The 17,431-nt window shown below is 70.2% G+C and carries 23 protein-coding genes; 1 reads left to right on the top strand and 22 read right to left on the bottom strand.

Going from position 1 to position 17,431, the window contains the following annotated elements; translation table 11 throughout:
- Positions 1-32 precede the first annotated feature (32 nt).
- The 11 genes from rpsQ to rpsJ are packed head-to-tail and all read right to left on the bottom strand — an operon-like array spanning position 33 to position 5,368.
- On the bottom strand, positions 33-326 hold the full coding sequence (gene rpsQ, locus ACH9D3_RS09910; RefSeq protein ID WP_396400706.1) for a 30S ribosomal protein S17: 294 nt from the start codon (positions 324-326) through the stop codon (positions 33-35).
- On the bottom strand, positions 323-598 hold the full coding sequence (rpmC, locus tag ACH9D3_RS09905; protein WP_396410796.1) for a 50S ribosomal protein L29: 276 nt from the start codon (positions 596-598) through the stop codon (positions 323-325). The genes rpsQ and rpmC overlap by 4 nt, the downstream gene beginning before the upstream one ends.
- A gap of 2 nt (positions 599-600) precedes the next feature.
- Positions 601-1,017, bottom strand: coding sequence for a 50S ribosomal protein L16 (rplP, locus tag ACH9D3_RS09900; RefSeq protein WP_017833303.1), 417 nt, complete (start codon positions 1,015-1,017; stop codon positions 601-603).
- Positions 1,018-1,872, bottom strand: coding sequence for a 30S ribosomal protein S3 (gene rpsC / locus ACH9D3_RS09895; RefSeq protein ID WP_396410795.1), 855 nt, complete (start codon positions 1,870-1,872; stop codon positions 1,018-1,020).
- Positions 1,873-2,238 (bottom strand): 50S ribosomal protein L22, encoded by a 366-nt coding sequence (gene rplV / locus ACH9D3_RS09890; RefSeq protein WP_396400709.1) that lies wholly within the window; start codon positions 2,236-2,238, stop codon positions 1,873-1,875.
- A 53-nt stretch (positions 2,239-2,291) separates the two neighbouring features.
- Entirely contained in the window at positions 2,292-2,573 is a 282-nt protein-coding gene (gene rpsS / locus ACH9D3_RS09885) for a 30S ribosomal protein S19 (protein WP_380214475.1), read from the bottom strand.
- Positions 2,574-2,585: 12 nt separating this feature from the next.
- Positions 2,586-3,425, bottom strand: coding sequence for a 50S ribosomal protein L2 (gene rplB, locus ACH9D3_RS09880; protein ID WP_396400710.1), 840 nt, complete (start codon positions 3,423-3,425; stop codon positions 2,586-2,588).
- A 30-nt stretch (positions 3,426-3,455) separates the two neighbouring features.
- Complete coding sequence (gene rplW / locus ACH9D3_RS09875; RefSeq protein WP_298586104.1) at positions 3,456-3,761, bottom strand: 50S ribosomal protein L23; 306 nt, start codon at positions 3,759-3,761, stop codon at positions 3,456-3,458.
- Positions 3,758-4,381: a 50S ribosomal protein L4 gene (gene rplD, locus ACH9D3_RS09870; RefSeq protein WP_396410794.1), complete on the bottom strand. Its 624-nt coding sequence runs from the start codon at positions 4,379-4,381 to the stop codon at positions 3,758-3,760. Before rplD ends, rplW begins: the two co-directional genes overlap by 4 nt.
- Before the next feature lie 5 nt (positions 4,382-4,386).
- Positions 4,387-5,043 carry a 50S ribosomal protein L3 gene (gene rplC / locus ACH9D3_RS09865; RefSeq protein ID WP_396400713.1) on the bottom strand — a complete coding sequence of 219 codons (657 nt, stop codon included), beginning with the start codon at positions 5,041-5,043 and terminating at the stop codon, positions 4,387-4,389.
- 16 nt (positions 5,044-5,059) lie between these two features.
- Positions 5,060-5,368, bottom strand: coding sequence for a 30S ribosomal protein S10 (gene rpsJ, locus ACH9D3_RS09860; RefSeq protein WP_003803825.1), 309 nt, complete (start codon positions 5,366-5,368; stop codon positions 5,060-5,062).
- 506 nt (positions 5,369-5,874) lie between these two features.
- Here rpsJ and ACH9D3_RS09855 point away from each other — a divergent pair.
- Positions 5,875-6,258: a VOC family protein gene (locus tag ACH9D3_RS09855; protein WP_396400714.1), complete on the top strand. Its 384-nt coding sequence runs from the start codon at positions 5,875-5,877 to the stop codon at positions 6,256-6,258.
- 89 nt (positions 6,259-6,347) lie between these two features.
- On the opposite strand, the gene tuf is transcribed toward ACH9D3_RS09855, so the two are convergent.
- The 11 genes from tuf to ACH9D3_RS09800 all read right to left on the bottom strand — a co-directional run bounded on the left by tuf (position 6,348) and on the right by ACH9D3_RS09800 (position 17,346).
- Positions 6,348-7,538, bottom strand: a complete 1,191-nt coding sequence (gene tuf / locus ACH9D3_RS09850) for an elongation factor Tu (RefSeq protein ID WP_396400715.1) — start codon at positions 7,536-7,538, stop codon at positions 6,348-6,350.
- 161 nt (positions 7,539-7,699) lie between these two features.
- A complete protein-coding gene (fusA, locus tag ACH9D3_RS09845; RefSeq protein ID WP_396400716.1) occupies positions 7,700-9,814 on the bottom strand; it encodes an elongation factor G in 2,115 nt (704 codons plus the stop codon).
- A 70-nt stretch (positions 9,815-9,884) separates the two neighbouring features.
- Positions 9,885-10,355 carry a 30S ribosomal protein S7 gene (gene rpsG / locus ACH9D3_RS09840; protein ID WP_368799104.1) on the bottom strand — a complete coding sequence of 157 codons (471 nt, stop codon included), beginning with the start codon at positions 10,353-10,355 and terminating at the stop codon, positions 9,885-9,887.
- Complete coding sequence (gene rpsL, locus ACH9D3_RS09835) at positions 10,355-10,729, bottom strand: 30S ribosomal protein S12 (RefSeq protein WP_017833291.1); 375 nt, start codon at positions 10,727-10,729, stop codon at positions 10,355-10,357. The genes rpsG and rpsL overlap by 1 nt, the downstream gene beginning before the upstream one ends.
- A gap of 317 nt (positions 10,730-11,046) precedes the next feature.
- Positions 11,047-11,859 carry an IclR family transcriptional regulator domain-containing protein gene (locus ACH9D3_RS09830; RefSeq protein ID WP_396410793.1) on the bottom strand — a complete coding sequence of 271 codons (813 nt, stop codon included), beginning with the start codon at positions 11,857-11,859 and terminating at the stop codon, positions 11,047-11,049.
- Positions 11,860-11,938: 79 nt separating this feature from the next.
- Entirely contained in the window at positions 11,939-12,586 is a 648-nt protein-coding gene (locus ACH9D3_RS09825; protein WP_396400772.1) for a 3-oxoacid CoA-transferase subunit B, read from the bottom strand.
- Between the two features lie 73 nt (positions 12,587-12,659).
- Positions 12,660-13,352, bottom strand: coding sequence for a 3-oxoacid CoA-transferase subunit A (locus ACH9D3_RS09820; protein ID WP_396410792.1), 693 nt, complete (start codon positions 13,350-13,352; stop codon positions 12,660-12,662).
- 48 nt (positions 13,353-13,400) lie between these two features.
- Positions 13,401-14,594 carry an acetyl-CoA C-acyltransferase gene (locus ACH9D3_RS09815; RefSeq protein WP_396410791.1) on the bottom strand — a complete coding sequence of 398 codons (1,194 nt, stop codon included), beginning with the start codon at positions 14,592-14,594 and terminating at the stop codon, positions 13,401-13,403.
- A 33-nt stretch (positions 14,595-14,627) separates the two neighbouring features.
- Positions 14,628-15,062: a 4-carboxymuconolactone decarboxylase gene (gene pcaC / locus ACH9D3_RS09810; protein ID WP_396410790.1), complete on the bottom strand. Its 435-nt coding sequence runs from the start codon at positions 15,060-15,062 to the stop codon at positions 14,628-14,630.
- On the bottom strand, positions 15,059-15,895 hold the full coding sequence (locus ACH9D3_RS09805) for an alpha/beta fold hydrolase (protein WP_396410789.1): 837 nt from the start codon (positions 15,893-15,895) through the stop codon (positions 15,059-15,061). The genes pcaC and ACH9D3_RS09805 overlap by 4 nt, the downstream gene beginning before the upstream one ends.
- On the bottom strand, positions 15,892-17,346 hold the full coding sequence (locus ACH9D3_RS09800) for a lyase family protein (RefSeq protein ID WP_396410788.1): 1,455 nt from the start codon (positions 17,344-17,346) through the stop codon (positions 15,892-15,894). Before ACH9D3_RS09800 ends, ACH9D3_RS09805 begins: the two co-directional genes overlap by 4 nt.
- Positions 17,347-17,431: the final 85 nt, after the last annotated feature.

Here is a 17,431-nt window from a genome sequence, read left to right as displayed (position 1 = left end):
TCGCCGCGGTGGCCGGTTCTAGCGAACCGCGCTCACTTGGCCTTCTCGAGGATCTCCACGATCCGCCACCGCTTGGTGGCGGACAGCGGACGGGTCTCGGAGATCAGGACCAGGTCGCCGACGCCGGCGGCGTTCTGCTCGTCGTGGGCCTTGACCTTCGAGGAACGGCGCATGACCTTGCCGTACAGGGCGTGCTTGACGTTGTCCTGCAGCTGGACGACGACGGTCTTGTCCATCTTGTCGGAGACCACGTAGCCGCGACGGCTCTTGCGGTCGCCGCGCTCGTCGGGGGCCTGCTCGGCCCCGCTGTTGATCTGCTCGGTCACTTGGCGTCCTCCTCGGAGGTGATCTCGGCGGTGGTCTCGGCGGAGCCCGCCTGGGGCCGGATGCCGAGCTCGCGCTCGCGCAGCACCGTGTAGATGCGCGCGATGTCGCGCTTGACGGCCTTGAGGCGGCCGTTGTTCTCCAGCTGACCGGTTGCCGACTGGAAGCGGAGGTTGAACAGCTCCTCCTTGGCCTTACGCAGCGCCTCACCCAGAGAGTCCTTGTCGAGGGCCGCGAGGTTCTCGATGCTCAGATCCTTGGATCCAACAGCCATTCTCATTCACCACCTTCGCGACGCACGATGCGTGCCTTCATCGGGAGCTTGTGGATCGCCAGGCGCAGGGCCTCGCGGGCGACCTCTTCGGAGACACCGGAGAGCTCGAACATCACGCGCCCGGGCTTGACGTTGGCGACCCACCATTCGGGGGAGCCCTTGCCGGAGCCCATGCGGGTCTCGGCGGGCTTCTTGGTCAGGGGGCGGTCCGGGTAGATGTTGATCCAGACCTTGCCGCCACGCTTGATGTGGCGGGTCATGGCGATACGTGCGGCCTCGATCTGACGGTTCGTCACGTAGGCCGGCGTGAGCGCCTGGATGCCCCACTCGCCGAAGGCGACGGTGGTGCCGCCCTTGGCAGCGCCCGAACGCTTCGGGTGGTGCTGCTTGCGGAACTTCACACGACGTGGGATGAGCATCTACTTACCACCCTCTGCGTTGGTCGCTGCCGCGGCCGGAGCCGCGGAGCCGGCGGAGTCGGTGCGCTCACGGCGTCCGCCACGGTCGTTACGGTCGGGACGACGGCGGTCGCCGCCGCCGCCGCCGCGTCGCTCGCCCGGACCGCCACGGCGGTCACGGTCGCCGCCGCCGCGGCCGCGCGAGGGAGCGGCGGCCTGCTGGGCCGCCAGTTCCTTGGCGGTCAGGTCGCCCTTGTAGATCCAGACCTTCACGCCGATGCGGCCGAAGGTGGTCTTGGCCTCGAAGAACCCGTAGTCGATGTTCGCGCGCAGGGTGTGCAGGGGCACACGGCCCTCGCGGTAGAACTCCGAGCGGCTCATCTCGGCGCCGCCGAGGCGGCCGGCGCACTGGATGCGGATGCCCTTCGCGCCGGCGCGCTGCGCCGACTGGATGGCCTTCTTCATGGCGCGACGGAAGGCCACGCGGGAGGCGAGCTGCTCGGCGACGCCCTGGGCGACCAGCTGGGCGTCCACCTCGGGGTTCTTGACCTCGAGGATGTTCAGCTGGATCTGCTTGCCGGTGAGCTTCTCGAGCTCGCCGCGGATGCGGTCGGCCTCGGCGCCGCGGCGGCCGATGACGATGCCGGGGCGGGCGGTGTGGATGTCCACGCGCACGCGGTCCCGGGTCCGCTCGATCTCGACCTTGGAGATGCCGGCGCGCTCCATGCCCGTGGACATGAGCTTGCGGATCTTGATGTCCTCACGGACGTAGTCCTTGTAGCGCTGGCCCTCCTTGGTGGAGTCCGCGTACCAGTGCGACACGTGGTCGGTGGTGATGCCCAGCCGGAACCCGTGCGGGTTGATCTTCTGTCCCACTTAGCGGACCTCCTCGCTGTCAGGGCTCGCCACGATCACGGTGATGTGGCTCGTGCGCTTGTTGATGCGGTAGGCGCGGCCCTGGGCGCGCGGCCGGAACCGCTTCATGGTCGGACCCTCGTCGACGAAGGCCTCGCTCACCACGAGCGCTTCCTCCTTGTACGGCAGGCCGTCACGGTCCGCCAGCTGGCGCGCGTTGGCGACCGCCGACTGGAGGACCTTGAACACCGGCTCCGAAGCAGCCTGGGGGGCGAACTTCAGAATCGCCAGAGCCTCATTCGCCTGTTGGCCACGAATCAGGTTGACGACGCGCCGGGCCTTCATAGGCGTCACGCGGATGTAGCGCGCAGATGCCTTGGCTTCCATTGCTTTCCTTCTCTCGTCTTCTCGAAGTGCTCACGCTGCGGGATCCCGGAGGATCAGCGGCGCTTGCCCTTCTTGTCGTCCTTCACATGGCCGCGGAAGGTCCGCGTGGAGGCGAACTCGCCGAGCTTGTGCCCGACCATCGACTCGGTGATGAACACGGGAATGTGCTTGCGTCCGTCGTGCACGGCGATCGTGTGCCCCAGCATGTCGGGGATGATCATCGAGCGGCGGGACCACGTCTTGATGACGTTCTTGGTGCCCTTGTCGTTCTCCTTGGCGACCTTCAGATAAAGGTGCTGATCGACGAAAGGGCCCTTCTTCAGGCTGCGTGGCATGTGTCAGGCTCCTTAGCGCTTGTTCTTGCCGGTGCGACGACGGCGGACGATGAGCTTGTCGCTCTCCTTGTTGGGGCGGCGGGTGCGGCCCTCGGGCTTGCCGTTCGGGTTCACCGGGTGACGGCCACCGGAGGTCTTGCCCTCGCCACCACCGTGCGGGTGGTCGACGGGGTTCATGACCACACCGCGGACGGTCGGGCGGACGCCCTTCCAGCGGTTGCGGCCGGCCTTGCCCCAGTTGATGTTCGACTGCTCGGCGTTGCCGACCTCGCCGACCGTCGCGCGGCAGCGGACGTCGACGTTGCGGATCTCGCCGGAGGGCAGGCGGAGCTGGCCGTACTTGCCCTCCTTGGCGACGAGCTGCACGGACGCGCCGGCGGAGCGGGCGAGCTTGGCGCCGCCGCCCGGACGGAGCTCGACGGCGTGGATCACGGTGCCGACGGGGATGTTGCGCAGCGGCAGGTTGTTGCCGGGCTTGATGTCGGCGCCCGGACCGGACTCGACGACGTCGCCCTGCGAGAGGCGGTTCGGCGCGATGATGTAGCGCTTGGAGCCGTCCACGAAGTGCAGCAGCGCGATGCGCGCCGTGCGGTTGGGGTCGTACTCGATGTGCGCGACCTTGGCGTCGACGCCGTCCTTGTCGTGGCGACGGAAGTCGATGACGCGGTACTGGCGCTTGTGCCCGCCACCCTTGTGCCGGGTGGTGATGCGGCCGCTGTTGTTGCGGCCGCCCTTCTTGGGCAGCGGCCGGACCAACGACTTCTCGGGGGTCGTGCGCGTGATTTCTGCGAAGTCGGCAACGGAGGAGCCGCGACGGCCCGGGGTTGTCGGCTTGTGCTTACGGATAGCCATGTGTCAGTTCCTCGTTAAAGTGGTCTCCGCTCAGGCGAGCGGACCGCCGAAGATGTCGATGGTGCCTTCCTTCAGGGTCACAACGGCACGCTTGGTGCCCTTGCGCTGACCCCAGCCGAAGCGCGTGCGCTTCCGCTTCCCGGCACGGTTGATGGTGTTCACGGACTCGACCTTGACGCCGAAGATCTGCTCCACGGCGTACTTGATCTGCGTCTTGTTCGAGTCGGCCGCCACGAAGAACGTGTAGCGGCCCTCGTCGATGAGCCCGTAGGACTTCTCCGAGACGACCGGCGCGATGATGACGTCCCGGGGGTCCTTGATGGTGGTCGCGCTCACTTGGCGTCCTCCTGCTTCTTCTTGCTGGCGGCCGCCACGAAGGACTCGAACGCGTCCTTGGTGAAGACCACGTCGTCGGAGACCAGCACGTCGTACGTGTTGAGCTGGTCCGCGTAGAGGGTGTGCACGGCGTCGAGGTTGCGCACCGACAGCGCGGCCACGTCGTCCGAGCGGTGCAGGACGACCAGCAGGTTCTTGCGGTCGGAGAGCCCGCGCAGCGTCGTCTGGGCGGCCTTCGTGTTGGGGACGGTGCCCTCCACGAGGGTCTCCACGATGTGGATGCGGTTGTTGCGCGCCCGGTCCGAGAGGGCTCCGCGCAGGGCGGCGGCCTTCATCTTCTTGGGGGTGCGCTGGCTGTAGTCGCGCGGCGTCGGGCCGTGCACCACGCCGCCACCGGTCATGTGCGGGGCGCGGATCGAGCCCTGGCGCGCGCGGCCGGTGCCCTTCTGCTTGAAGGGCTTGCGGCCGGCACCGGAGACCTCGGCGCGGTTCTTGGTCTTGTGCGTGCCCTGGCGGGCCGCGGCCAGCTGTGCGACGACGACCTGGTGCAGCAGGGGCACGTTGGTCTGGACGTCGAAGATCTCGGCGGGCAGGTCGACGTTGACGGTCTGAGTTGCCATGTCTGTCAGGCTCCCTTCACTGCGGTGCGGACGAGGACGACCGAACCCTTGGGGCCCGGCAGGGCGCCCTTGATGAGCAGCAGGGAGTTCTCGGCGTCCACGGCGTGAACGGTGAGGTTCTGCGTCGTGTGACGGACGGCGCCCATGCGGCCCGCCATGCGCATGCCCTTGAACACGCGAGCGGGGTAGGACGCGCCGCCGATGGATCCCGGCTTGCGGTGGTTCTTGTGGGCACCGTGGGAGGCGCCGACGCCGTGGAAGCCGTGACGCTTCATCACACCGGCCGTGCCCTTGCCCTTGGTCTTGCCGATCACGTCGACCTTCTGGCCGGCCTCGAAGACCTCGACGGAGAGCTCCTGGCCCAGCTCGTAGGTGTCGGCGTCGGCGGTGCGCAGCTCGACGACGTGGCGGCGCGGCGTCACGCCGGCCTTCTCGAAGTGTCCGGCCAGCGGCTTGGTGACCTTGCGGGGGTCGATCGCACCGAACCCGATCTGCACGGCCGCGTAGCCGTCCGTGTCCTGCTTGCGCAGCTGGGTCACGACGTTGGAGTCCGCCTTGACGACGGTCACCGGCACGAACTTCCCGTTCTCGTCCCAGACCTGGGTCATGCCGAGCTTGGTGCCCAGCAGGCCCTTCACCTGGCGTTCGAAAGTGGTAGTCATTGGGATGCGATCCTCTTTACAGCTTGATTTCGATGTTCACGTCAGCCGGCAGGTCGAGGCGCATGAGCGAGTCGACGGCCTTCGGCGTGGGGTCGATGATGTCGATCAGCCGCTTGTGGGTGCGCATCTCGAAGTGCTCACGGCTGTCCTTGTACTTGTGCGGCGAACGGATGACGCAGTACACGTTCTTCTCGGTGGGCAACGGCACGGGGCCGACCACCGTGGCGCCTGCGCGCGTCACCGTCTCAACGATCTTCCGGGCCGAGACGTCGATGACCTCGTGGTCATACGACTTCAGCCGGATGCGGATTTTCTGTCCCGCCATGGCGTCGTGACTCTCTTTCTTGAACGATCTTCCCTGTGACGGAGCCTGGGGACTCCTTGTGCATGGCGCCCCCTGTGGGGGCGCCCCTCCACGCAGACTGAATCCGGAAGATTCCGGGTTCCTCACCCTGCTGGAGCTCCGACCCCCGAACTCGGGCGTGTCGCCTCGTGCAGAACACGAGGGCGCACCGAGTCCGTTCCTCGAGGTGGGCTGTATGTGGTCCGTGCGTGTCAGCTTCGACCAGCTGCTGGCCCCCGGTTCTGCTTCGGAACCCGATGGTGTCCTGGGGTCTGCCGGTTCGAACCGTTGAGAGCACGCTTCGGCGCTTGAACAACGTCCTCCATCCTGCCAGAGATGGCAGACCGGTGCAAACGCACGGCCGTGCCGTCCGGGACCGGAGTAGTGCGGAACCGTGCCGGAACCGTGAGGCTTCCGCAACCCCCGCCGGCGCCCGCGGCCGTATCCTGGCAGCGTCCGCACACCGACGTCCGCAGGAGTTGGGTCCCATGCTGTCCACCGCGAGGCTGATCGCGATCGTTCCTGTCCGGGAACTCGACCGCGCCCGGCAGTTCTACCAGGAGACGCTGGGCCTCTCCCCCGGACCCGAGCTCGAGGCCGACAGCGTCCTGCTCAGCGAGGACGGGCACACCGGCCTGCAGCTGCTCCTGCGTCCGGACGCTCCGGCCTCGGAGCTGACGCAGGCCAGCTTCGAGGTCGCCGACGTCGAGGCCGCGGTGCGCGAGCTCGAGGGCCGGGGCGTGCACTTCGAGGACTACGACCTGCCCGGTCTGCGGACGGTGGACCACGTCGTCACCGCCGACGGGATGAAGGCGGCGTGGTTCACCGACTCCGAGGGCAACGTCCTCTGCCTGCACCAGCTCACCGGCTGAGCCCGGCCGCGCCGGGCCCGGGACGCGCGGAACCCCCCGCCGCTCGTGCGAGCGACGGGGGGTTCCGTGCAGATCGAGCAGTCCGTGGACTACTTGATGATCTTGGTGACGCGGCCGGAGCCCACGGTGCGGCCACCCTCGCGGATGGCGAAGCCGAGGCCCTCCTCCATGGCGATCGGCTGGATCAGCGCGACCGTCATCTCGGTGTTGTCGCCGGGCATGACCATCTCGGTGCCCTCGGGCAGCGTGATGACACCGGTGACGTCGGTGGTCCGGAAGTAGAACTGCGGACGGTAGTTCGAGTAGAACGGGTTGTGGCGCCCGCCCTCCTCCTTGGAGAGGATGTAGACGTTGGCCTCGAAGTCGGTGTGCGGGGTGATGGAACCCGACTTGCACACGACCTGGCCGCGCTCGACGTCGTCACGCTTGAGACCGCGCAGCAGCAGGCCGCAGTTCTCGCCCGCCATGGCCTCGTCCATCTGCTTGTGGAACATCTCGATGCCGGTGACCGTGGTCTTCTGGACCGGGCGGATGCCGACGATCTCGACCTCGGAGTTGATCGGCAGCGTGCCACGCTCGGCACGGCCGGTCACCACGGTGCCGCGGCCGGTGATGGTGAAGACGTCCTCGATCGGCATGAGGAACGGCTTGTCCATGTCGCGGATGGGGTCGGGCACGTTCTCGTCCACGGCCTCCATGAGCTCCTCGACCTTGGAGACCCACTCGGGGTCGCCCTCGAGGGCCTTGAGCGCCGAGACGCGGACGACCGGCGCGTTGTCGCCGTCGAAGCCCTGGTCGGCGAGGAGCTCGCGCACCTCCATCTCGACGAGGTCCAGCAGCTCCTCGTCGTCGACCATGTCGGACTTGTTCAGGGCCACCAGCAGGTAGGGGACGCCCACCTGGCGGGCGAGCAGCACGTGCTCGCGGGTCTGGGCCATGGGGCCGTCCGTGGCGGCGACCACGAGGATGGCACCGTCCATCTGGGCCGCGCCGGTGATCATGTTCTTGACGTAGTCGGCGTGGCCCGGGGCGTCCACGTGGGCGTAGTGGCGCTTCTCCGTCTGGTACTCGATGTGCGCGATGTTGATCGTGATGCCGCGCTGCTTCTCCTCCGGAGCGGAGTCGATGGCGCCGAAGTCGCGCTGCTCGTTGAGGTCCGGGTACTTGTCGTGCAGGACCTTCGAGATGGCAGCGGTGAGCGTCGTCTTGCCGTGGTCGACGTGGCCGATGGTGCCGATGTTGACGTGCGGCTTGGTGCGCTCGAACTTGGCCTTCGCCATGGTTGTTCCTCCTAGAACGTTTTTGTCGAAACTTGCTCAGTCCTCCCCCACCGCGTGTCGGTCGGGGGATCTGAGGCACTCAGCAGTACTGAAACCTCTGCAAGTCTACTTTGGCTGTACTTGTTTGATGAAATTCCCGGCCGGGGGCCGAGGGGTGGTGCCTACTCGCCGCGGTTCTTCTGGACGATCTCCTCGGCGACGGCCTTGGGGACCTCCGAATAGCTGTCGAACTGCATGGAGTACACCGCACGGCCCTGGGTCTTGGAGCGCAGGTCGCCGATGTAGCCGAACATCTCGGACAGCGGGACGAGGGCGCTGACCAGCTTGACGCCGCTCACGTCCTCCATCGACTGGATCTGGCCGCGGCGGGAGTTCAGGTCGCCGATGACCTCGCCCATGTACTCCTCGGGGGTGCGCACCTCGACGGCCATGAGCGGCTCCAGGAGGACGGGCTGCGCCTTGCGGGCACCCTCCTTGAACACCATCGAGCCGGCGATCTTGAACGCCATCTCCGAGGAGTCGACGTCGTGGTAGGCGCCGTCGAGCAGCGTGGCCTTGACGCCCACGACCGGGTACCCGGCGAGGATGCCCAGGCGCATCGCGTCCTGGATGCCGGCGTCCACGGAGGGGATGTACTCGCGGGGGACGCGGCCGCCGGTGACCTTGTTGTCGAACTCGTAGAGCTCCTCCGCGTCCAGCGGGATCGGCTCGAAGGCCATCTGCACCTTGGCGAACTGGCCCGAACCGCCGGTCTGCTTCTTGTGCGTGTAGTCGATCTTCTCGACGGCCTTCTTGATGGTCTCGCGGTAGGCCACCTGCGGCTTGCCGACGTTGGCCTCGACGCGGAACTCGCGCTTCATGCGGTCCACCAGGATGTCCAGGTGGAGCTCGCCCATGCCACCGATCTCGGTCTGGCCGGTCTCCTCGTTGAGGGACACGGTGAACGTGGGGTCCTCGGCCGAGAGCTTCTGGATCGCGGTGGAGAGCTTCTCCTGGTCGCTCTTGGTCTTCGGCTCGATGGCCACGGAGATCACGGGGGCCGGGAAGGACATCGACTCGAGCACGATGGGCTCCTGCGGGGAGCACAGGGTGTCGCCCGTGGTGGTGTCCTTGAGCCCGATCGCGGCGTAGATGTGGCCGGCCCGGATCTCGTCGACCGGGTTCTCCTTATTGGAGTGCATCTGGAAGAGCTTGCCGATGCGCTCCTTCTTGCCCTTGGTCGAGTTGAGGACCTGCTCGCCGTTGATCGCCTTGCCGGAGTACACCCGGATGTAGGTCAGCTGCCCGTAGAAGGGGTGGGAGGCGACCTTGAACGCGAGGGCCGAGAAAGGGGCGCTGTAGTCGACGGGGCGGGAGAGGATCTCCTCCTCGTCGTTGAGCGCGTGGCCCTCGACGTTCGGGACGTCCAGCGGGGACGGCAGGAAGTCGATGACGGCGTCGAGCATCGGCTGCACGCCGCGGTTCTTGAACGCGGAGCCGCAGAGCACGGGGTACGCCTGCGAGGAGATGGTCAGCGTGCGGATGCCGGCCTTGAGCTCCTCGAGGGTCAGCTCCTCGCCGCCCAGGTACTTCTCCATGAGCACGTCGTCGGCCTCGGCGACGGCCTCGACCAGCTCGCTGCGGTACTGCTCGGCCCGCTCCTGGAGATCGGCGGGGATCTCCTCGATCTCGTACTTGGCGCCGAGGGAGACGTCGCCCTTGGAGTCGCCCGGCCAGACGAAGGCCTTCATGGTGAGGAGGTCGACCACGCCGGTGAACTCGGACTCCGCGCCGATCGGCAGCTGCATCACGAGGGGCTTGGCACCGAGACGGTTGACGATCGTGTCGATGGTGAAGTAGAAGTCGGCACCCAGCTTGTCCATCTTGTTGACGAAGCAGATGCGGGGAACGTCGTACTTGTCGGCCTGGCGCCAGACGGTCTCCGACTGGGGCTCGACGCCCTCCTTGCCGTCGAAGACGGCCACGGCGCCGTCGAGCACGCGCAGGGAGCGCTCGACCTCGACCGTGAAGTCCACGTGGCCCGGGGTGTCGATGATGTTGATCTGGTTGTCGTGCCAGTAGGCGGACGTCGCGGCCGACGTGATGGTGATGCCGCGCTCCTGCTCCTGCGCCATCCAGTCCATCGTGGAGGCACCATCGTGGGTCTCACCGATCTTGTGGGAGATACCGGTGTAGAACAGGATGCGTTCGGTGGTGGTGGTCTTCCCGGCATCGATGTGGGCCATGATGCCGATGTTGCGGACCTTCTTGAGGTCGGTAAGCACGTCAAGTGCCACGGTGTTTCCCTTCAGGAGATGGTGCCGGCGGCCTGTCGGCCCGGGTGGGGCCGACAGGCCGAAGAAGATTCTACCAGCGGTAGTGGGCGAAGGCCTTGTTGGACTCCGCCATCTTGTGGGTGTCCTCACGGCGCTTCACGGCGGCACCGAGACCGTTGGACGCGTCCAGGATCTCGTTCTGCAGACGCTCCGTCATGGTGTTCTCGCGGCGGATCTTCGAGTAGCCGACGAGCCAGCGCAGGGACAGCGCCTGGGCGCGGCCCGGCTTGACCTCGACGGGCACCTGGTAGGTGGCGCCGCCGACGCGGCGGGACTTCACCTCGAGGGCCGGCTTGACGTTCTCCAGGGCCTTCTTCAGGGTGACGACGGGGTCGGCACCGGACTTCGCCCGGACACCCTCGAGGGCGCCGTAGACGATGCGCTCGGCGGTGGACTTCTTGCCGTCCTGGAGGACCTTGTTGATCAGCTGCGTGACGACCGGGGAGCTGTACACCGGGTCGACGACGAGCGGGCGCTTGGGAGCGGGACCCTTACGAGGCATTACTTCTTCTCCTTCTTGGCGCCGTAACGGGAACGGGCCTGCTGGCGGCCCTTGACACCCTGGGTGTCGAGCGCGCCGCGGACGATCTTGTAGCGGACACCGGGGAGGTCCTTCACGCGACCACCGCGGACGAGCACGATGGAGTGCTCCTGCAGGTTGTGGCCCTCACCGGGGATGTAGGCCGTGACCTCCACGCCGCCGTTGAGCTTCACGCGGGCGACCTTGCGCAGCGCGGAGTTCGGCTTCTTGGGGGTGGTGGTGTACACGCGGGTGCACACACCGCGCTTCATGGGGCTGCCCTTGAGTGCGGGCGCCTTGGTCTTGACGACCTTCGGGGTCCGGCCCTTGCGGACCAGCTGCTGGATTGTAGGCACAGTGTCTCCTGATCGGACGGGACGCGTCAGCGGCCCGCTGGGTGTTCGGCTCGCCCGCTCCCGGCCGGAGCCGGCTGCGGGTGCAGCGCCTGATGCGCGCCCGGCGGTCGGGCGGCGGGTCGCCGCACGGCGAAAGCTGGGCAGACGAAAAGGATGGCATTCCGGTACACACCGCGTACCTGAGGACCGAGTCCGTTCTGCCATGGATTTCTGCGGCCTCTCCGGGCGGCGCGCGCCGAGGGATGACCGTTCAATTCCTCGACAGCCTATCAGACCGGGGGCGGCCGGGAAAACGGGGCGGCCGCGGGCCGGTGCGGCTAGCGCCCCGTCGCGGCGAGGTCCGCGGAGATCCGCCGGGCGCACTCGAGCAGGAGCGGCACGACGTCGTCCACCGGGTCCCCCGAGCTGGCGCCGGGCATGCCCACGCGCATGGACACGTTCACGGCCGCGACCACGCGCCCGGTGCCGTCGGTCACCGGCGCGGCGACGGAGCGGAGGCCGACCTCGAGCTCCTGGTCCACGAGCGCCCAGCCCTGGGCCCGGACCCGCTGCAGGTCGGCCTCGAGCGCGGCGCGGTCGGTGAGCGTGTGCGCGGTCAGACGGTCGAGTCGCGCCGTGCGGAAGTACTCGGCCCGCTGGGCGGGGTCCAGGGCGGCCAGCAGGACCCGGCCCATCGACGTGGCGTGGGCCGGGAACCGGGTGCCCACGGCGATCGCGACGGTCATGATCCGGTGGGTGGAGACGCGGGCGACGTAGACGATGTCGGAGCCGTCCAGCACGGAGGCGGAGGTGGACTCCTCGACCTGCGCGGACAGCGCCTCGAGGTGCGGGGCCGCCAGCTCGGGCAGCGACAGCGAGGAGAGGTAGGAGTAGCCGAGCCGCAGCACCGTGGGGGTGAGCTCGAAGAGCCGCCCGTCGGTCCGGACGTAGCCCAGCTCCTCGAGCGTGAGCAGGAACCGGCGCGCGGTGGCACGGGTCAGGCCGGTGCGCCGGGCCACGTCGCTGAGGGTCATCCGGGGGTGCTTCGCGTCGAAGGCGGTGATCACGCCGAGCCCGCGCGCGAGCGACTGCACGAACTGGCCGGGGACGCCCCGCTCCCCCGCCGGGGAGGCCGGGTCCTGGTCGGTCATGGGTGGCCTCCTGGGGCCTCGGCCGGGCGCGCTGCGGACGGTGCCGGCCGGCCCGCGCGCCCGGCGACGGTGCCGGCACTCAGCGGGCGGGCCGCAGCGGGATCTCGACGACCTGCTGGAGGTCCTCGAAGCTCGTGCCGAAGGTCTCGCGCACCGACACGCCGTCCTCCTCGACGAGGAAGACGGCCTGGTCCGTGTAGATGCGGGAGACGCAGCCGACCCCGGTGAGGGGCATGGTGCACTGCTCCACCAGTTTGGACTGCCCCTTCCGGGTCTGCAACGACATCATCACGAAGGTCTGCTTCGCCCCGGTGGCCAGGTCCATGGCCCCGCCCACCGCGGGGATCGCGTCCGGATCGCCCGTGTGCCAGTTGGCGAGGTTGCCGTGCCGGTCCACCTGGAACGCGCCCAGCACGCAGCAGTCGAGGTGCCCGCCGCGCATCATGGCGAAGGAGTCCGCGTGGTGGAAGTACGAGCAGCCCGGGGTCTCGAGCACGGGGATCTTGCCGGCGTTGATGAGGTCCGGGTCGACCTCGTCGCCGTGGGCCTCCGGGCCCATGCCGAGCATGCCGTTCTCGGTGTGCAGGGTGACGTCGTCCTCGGCGCTGAGGTAGTTGGAGACCAGGGTGGGCTGGCCGATGCCGAGGTTGACGTAGGAGCCGGCGGGGATGTCGCGGGCCACCACGCGGGCCAGCTCGTCGGGGGTCAGCGCGGCCCCGGACGTCATGGGCACGGTGCCCGTGTGCTCGGGGCCCGTGTGCTCGGGGCCGGTGTGCTCGGGGCCGGTGTGCTCGCTCATCTCAGCTGTCCTCTCGGGGGTCGGGCTGGGCGGGGGCGTCGATCCGCACGACGGTGTCCACGTAGATGCCGGGGGTCACGACGGCCTCCGGGTCCAGCCCGCCGCGCTCCACGAGCTCCGCGACCTGCACGACGGAGGTGGTGGCGGCGGCGGCCATGATCGGCCCGAAGTTGCGCGCCGTCCTGCGGTAGACGAGGTTCCCGGCCCGGTCCGCGACGTGCGCCTTGGTCAGGGAGAAGTCGGCCCGGATGGGGTGCTCGAGGACGTAGTGGCGCCCCTCGATCTCGCGGACCTCCTTGCCCTCGGCCAGCGGGGTGCCGTAGCCGGTGGGGGTGAAGAACCCCCCGATGCCGGCGCCGGCCGCGCGGATGCGCTCGGCGAGGTTGCCCTGGGGGACGACCTCGAGCTCGATCTGCCCGGCCCGGTACTTCTCGTCGAAGTGCCACGAGTCGGACTGGCGCGGGAAGGAGCAGATGATCCGGCGCACGCGTCCGAGCTGGATCAGCCGGGCCAGGCCCACGTCCCCGTTGCCGGCGTTGTTGTTCACGACCGTCAGGTCGCCGGCGCCGTGCTCGATCAGCGCGTCGATGAGCTCGACGGGCTGGCCGGCCACGCCGAAGCCGCCGATCATGACGGTGGCGCCGTCGTGGACCGGGGCCACGGCCTGCGCGCAGCTGTCTGCGATGTTCAGCATGCGATGTGCCTTCCTTCGGTGGTGTGTTCCGCGGCTCCCCCGCGGGTCTCAGGCATCCTGGTTCTCGAGCACGACCGCGAGGCCCTGGCCCACGCCGATGCAGATGGCCGCCACGCCCCAGCGCTGCCCGGAGGCGCGCAGGGACTTCGCGAGCGTGCCGAGGACGCGGGTGCCGGAGGCGCCGAGGGGGTGGCCGATGGCGATGGCCCCGCCATGCCGGTTGACGATCCCGGGGTCGATCCCCCAGGCGTCGACGCAGGCGAGGGACTGGGCGGCGAAGGCCTCGTTGAGCTCCACGGCGGCGACGTCCTCCCACGTGATCCCGGCCCGCCGCAGGGCGGTGTTCGCGGCCTCGACCGGGGCGAAGCCGAAGTACTGCGGCTCGTTGGCGGCCGCCCCGCGGCCGGCGATCCGGGCGAGGGGCTGCAGGCCGGTGAGCTCGGCGGCACTCTCGGAGCCCAGCAGCGCGGCCGACGCCCCGTCGTTGAGCGGCGAGGCGTTGCCGGCGGTCACGGTCCCGCCCTCCTCCGCCGGGCGGAAGACGGTCCGGAGCCCGCCCAGCTTCTCGACGGTCGAGGACGCGCGGACGGACTCGTCCTGCGTGAGCTCCGTGCCGGGGACCTGGACGGTGAGGTCCGCGTAGAAGCCCTCGTCCCACGCCTGCTGGGTGAGCTGGTGGGAGCGGAACGCGAACTCGTCCATCCGCTCGCGCGCAATGCCGTGCTTCTCGGCGAGCTGCTCGGTGGCCTCCCCCAGGGACACGGTCCACGCCGGGTTCATCCGCCGGTTGACGAGCCGCCAGCCCAGCGTGGTGGAGGCCAGGGCCAGGTCCCCGGCCGGATAGGGCTTCTCCGTCTTCGGGAGCACCCAGGGCGCCCGGCTCATGGACTCGACCCCGCCCACGAGCATCACGTCCGCCTCGCCGGCGCTGATCTGGCGGGAGGCGATCATTGCGGCGTCCAGGGAGGATCCGCACAGGCGGTTGACGGTGGTCCCGGGGATCCCGACCGGCAGGCCGGCCAGCAGCGTGGCCATGCGGGCCACGTTGCGGTTCTCCTCCCCGGCGCCGTTGGCGTTGCCGAGGATCACCTCGTCGATCGTGGCGGGGTCCAGCCCGGGGGCGCGCCGGACCTGCTCGCCGATCACCAGGGCGGCGAGGTCGTCGGGGCGGGTGCCGGCCAGGGCGCCGCCGAAGCGCCCGAAGGGGGTGCGCACGGCGTCGTAGATGTAGGCCTCGGTCATGGTCGATTCCTCACTCGGATAGTTGCTCGTCGGTCACGGGGTCCGCGGGTCCCGGGCCCCGTCGTCGTCGTCGTCGTCGAGGGCGTCGAACACCTGCTTGGCGTGCTTGAAGGCGTTGTTGGCCGAGGGCACGGAGAGGTAGATCGCCGACTGCAGCAGGATCTCCTGGATCTCGTCGCGCTCCAGGCCGTTGCGCAGGGCGGCGCGCACGTGCATCTCGAACTCCTCCCAGTGCCCGGCCGCGATCAGCGCGGTCAGGGTGACGGCGCTGCGCATGCGCCGGTCCAGCCCCGGCCGGGTCCAGATCTCGCCCCACGCGTAGCGGGTGATGAAGTCCTGGAACTCCGCGGTGAAGTCGTCCTTGCCGGCCTCGGCGCGGTCCACGTGGGCGTCCGAGAGCACCTCGCGGCGCACCACCATGCCCTCCGCGTGCGCCTCCTGCTCGGTGCGGTCCGGGTTGCCGCTCATGCGCGTGCTCCTTCGGGGTCGTGGGCGGGGGCTGTGCGGAAGTGCTCGTCCAGCAGGCGCGCCACGTCCTGCGGGGCCTCGGCGGGCACGAGGTGGCCCGCGTCCTCGACCACGACGAGGCGGCCGCCCGTCGCCTCCGCGACCTCCGCCACGGACCCCGGCGGAGTCGCGACGTCGTGCGCGCCGACCACGGCGAGCACGGGCACCTGCACGGCGCCCGGGCTTGTTCCCGCGTCGAAGGCGGCGAGGGCCTCGCACGCCCGGGCGTAGGAGAACCGGTCCGCGCCCTGGAGGTCGTGCAGCAGGCCCGTGCTGGTGACCGGGTCCCGCTCGATGAACCCGGGGGCGAACCACCGCTGCGCGGAGCCCACGACCTGGGTGGGTGTCCCGGCGGCGGCCACGAGCTGCGCCCGCTCCGTCCAGGAGGCGGGCTCGCCCACCCGGGCGGCGGTGCCCAGCAGGACGGCCGCGCGGACCCGCTCCGGGGCGTCGAGCAGCAGCTGCCGGCCGACGCACCCCCCGAGCGAACAGCCCGCGTAGAAGAACGAGGGTTCGCTCTCCAGCTCGGCGGCGGCCCGGTGGCGGTCGACGGCCGCCAGCACCGCCTGCGCGAGCTCGCCGACGGTGAACGGATCGCCGGTGGGCGCCGACGCCCCGTGCCCGGGCAGGTCCCAGCCCAGGACGCGGACGTCCCCCGCCAGGCGGCGGGCCGCACCGGACCACAGCGACGCCGCGGACGTGCCCAGCGCCGGACCGAGCACGAGCAGGGGCGCGTGCGCGGACGGCGCCGGCCGGCCGGTGAACTCGACGAGGGTGAGGACGGGAACGGTCATGCGGTGCTCCTGGTGGTGGGGCCGGCGGGCGCGCCGGGAGAGGCCGAACGCTCGTTCTCGGACCGGCGGGACCGCTCGAGCACCCGGTCGATCAGGAGGTCGTTGGCGCCGAGGTAGCCGGCGGGGTCGAGCAGACCGGCGACGAACTCCTCGTCGACCGCGGCGCCTCCCGGCCCCTCCGCGCCCGCGGCCAGCCGCACGAGGGCGGTCAGCAGGCCCGGACGGTCGGTCGCGTGCTCCCGCACGACCGCCTGGACCCGCTGCGCGCCCGAGGAGCCGCCCGCGGCGGGCACCAGGGGCGCGAGGGCGGCACTGATCCGCTCGGCCAGGACGGCCGGACCGGACGCGTCCAGGTTGGCCCGCATCCGGGTGGTCCCCACCGTCAGCCCCGCGGTCAGCTCGGCCGCGTGCGACGACGCCGCGACCGTCAGCCGGGTGAGCTCCCGCAGCGCGGGCCACTCGGCGTGCCAGGCGCCGTCGGGCCGCTCGTCCAGGGACAGCGAGGCGGCGAGCTGGAGCTGGGCGACCAGCTGCGGGGCCGTCAGCGCGGTGCGCTTGAGCAGCACCGACAGGACCGGGTTCTGCTTCTGCGGCATGGCGGAGGACACGCCCCGGCCCTCGGCGGCCGGCTCGCGCAGCTCCCCGAGCTCGGGCCGGCTCAGGAGCAGGACGTCGTTGGCGATCCGTCCGAGGGACGAGCACACGGCCGCGAGCGTCTCCCCCGTGCGCAGGACGGGGCGGCGCGCCGTGTGCCAGACGTGCGGGGGCAGGCTCAGGCCGAGCTCCCGGGCCCAGCGCCGGGCGAGGTCCAGGGCGCGCTCGGCTGCGTCCGGGGCACCGGGGAAGAGGGCGACGCTCGCGGCGAGCGATCCGACGGCACCGCCGTAGGAGACGGGCAGGCGGTCCAGCTCGGCGAGGTCGTCCTCCAGGTCCTGGAGGCCCGCCAGCCATGAGGCGGCCTTGAGCCCGAAGGTGGTGGGCAGGGCGTGCTGGGTGAGGGTGCGGGCGGCCAGGACCGTGCCGCGGTGGGCGTCGGCCAGGCCGGCCAGGGCGTCGCGGGTGCGCCCCAGGTCGCGGGCGAGGGGCCCGGCGGCCCGGTGCACGACCAGCATCATCGCGGTGTCCATGACGTCCTGGCTGGTGAGACCGCGGTGCACCCAGCGCACGGCCTCGGGGTCGAGGTCCCCCAGCCGCCGGCGGTAGTCGGCGAGGAGCGGGATCACGGGGTTGCCGCCGCCCTCGGCGCGCCGGGCGACGTCGGCCGCGTCGTAGTCCTCGGACCTGGCCGCGGCACGGGCCGAGGCCGCGGCGCCGGGCGGGGCCAGGCCGGCGCCCGTCTGGGCGGCGACCCAGGCGGCCTCGACGTCGAGCAGCGCCTGGAGCACCGCGGAGTCGTCCGTGTGCCCGTCCCCCCGGTGGGCTCCGGGGCTGAGCAGCCCGACGTCGGTCATGCGGGTCCTCCTGGGAGCTGGTCCGGCCGGGCGGCCGGGGTGTCGTCGGGCGTCGGGGCCGGTTCCGCACGGGCGGACCGCGGCC

This window comes from Kocuria kalidii, from assembly GCF_044462225.1.
GTDB lineage: Bacteria > Actinomycetota > Actinomycetes > Actinomycetales > Micrococcaceae > Kocuria > Kocuria kalidii.
This window is presented reverse-complemented; position numbering and strand designations above follow the sequence as displayed.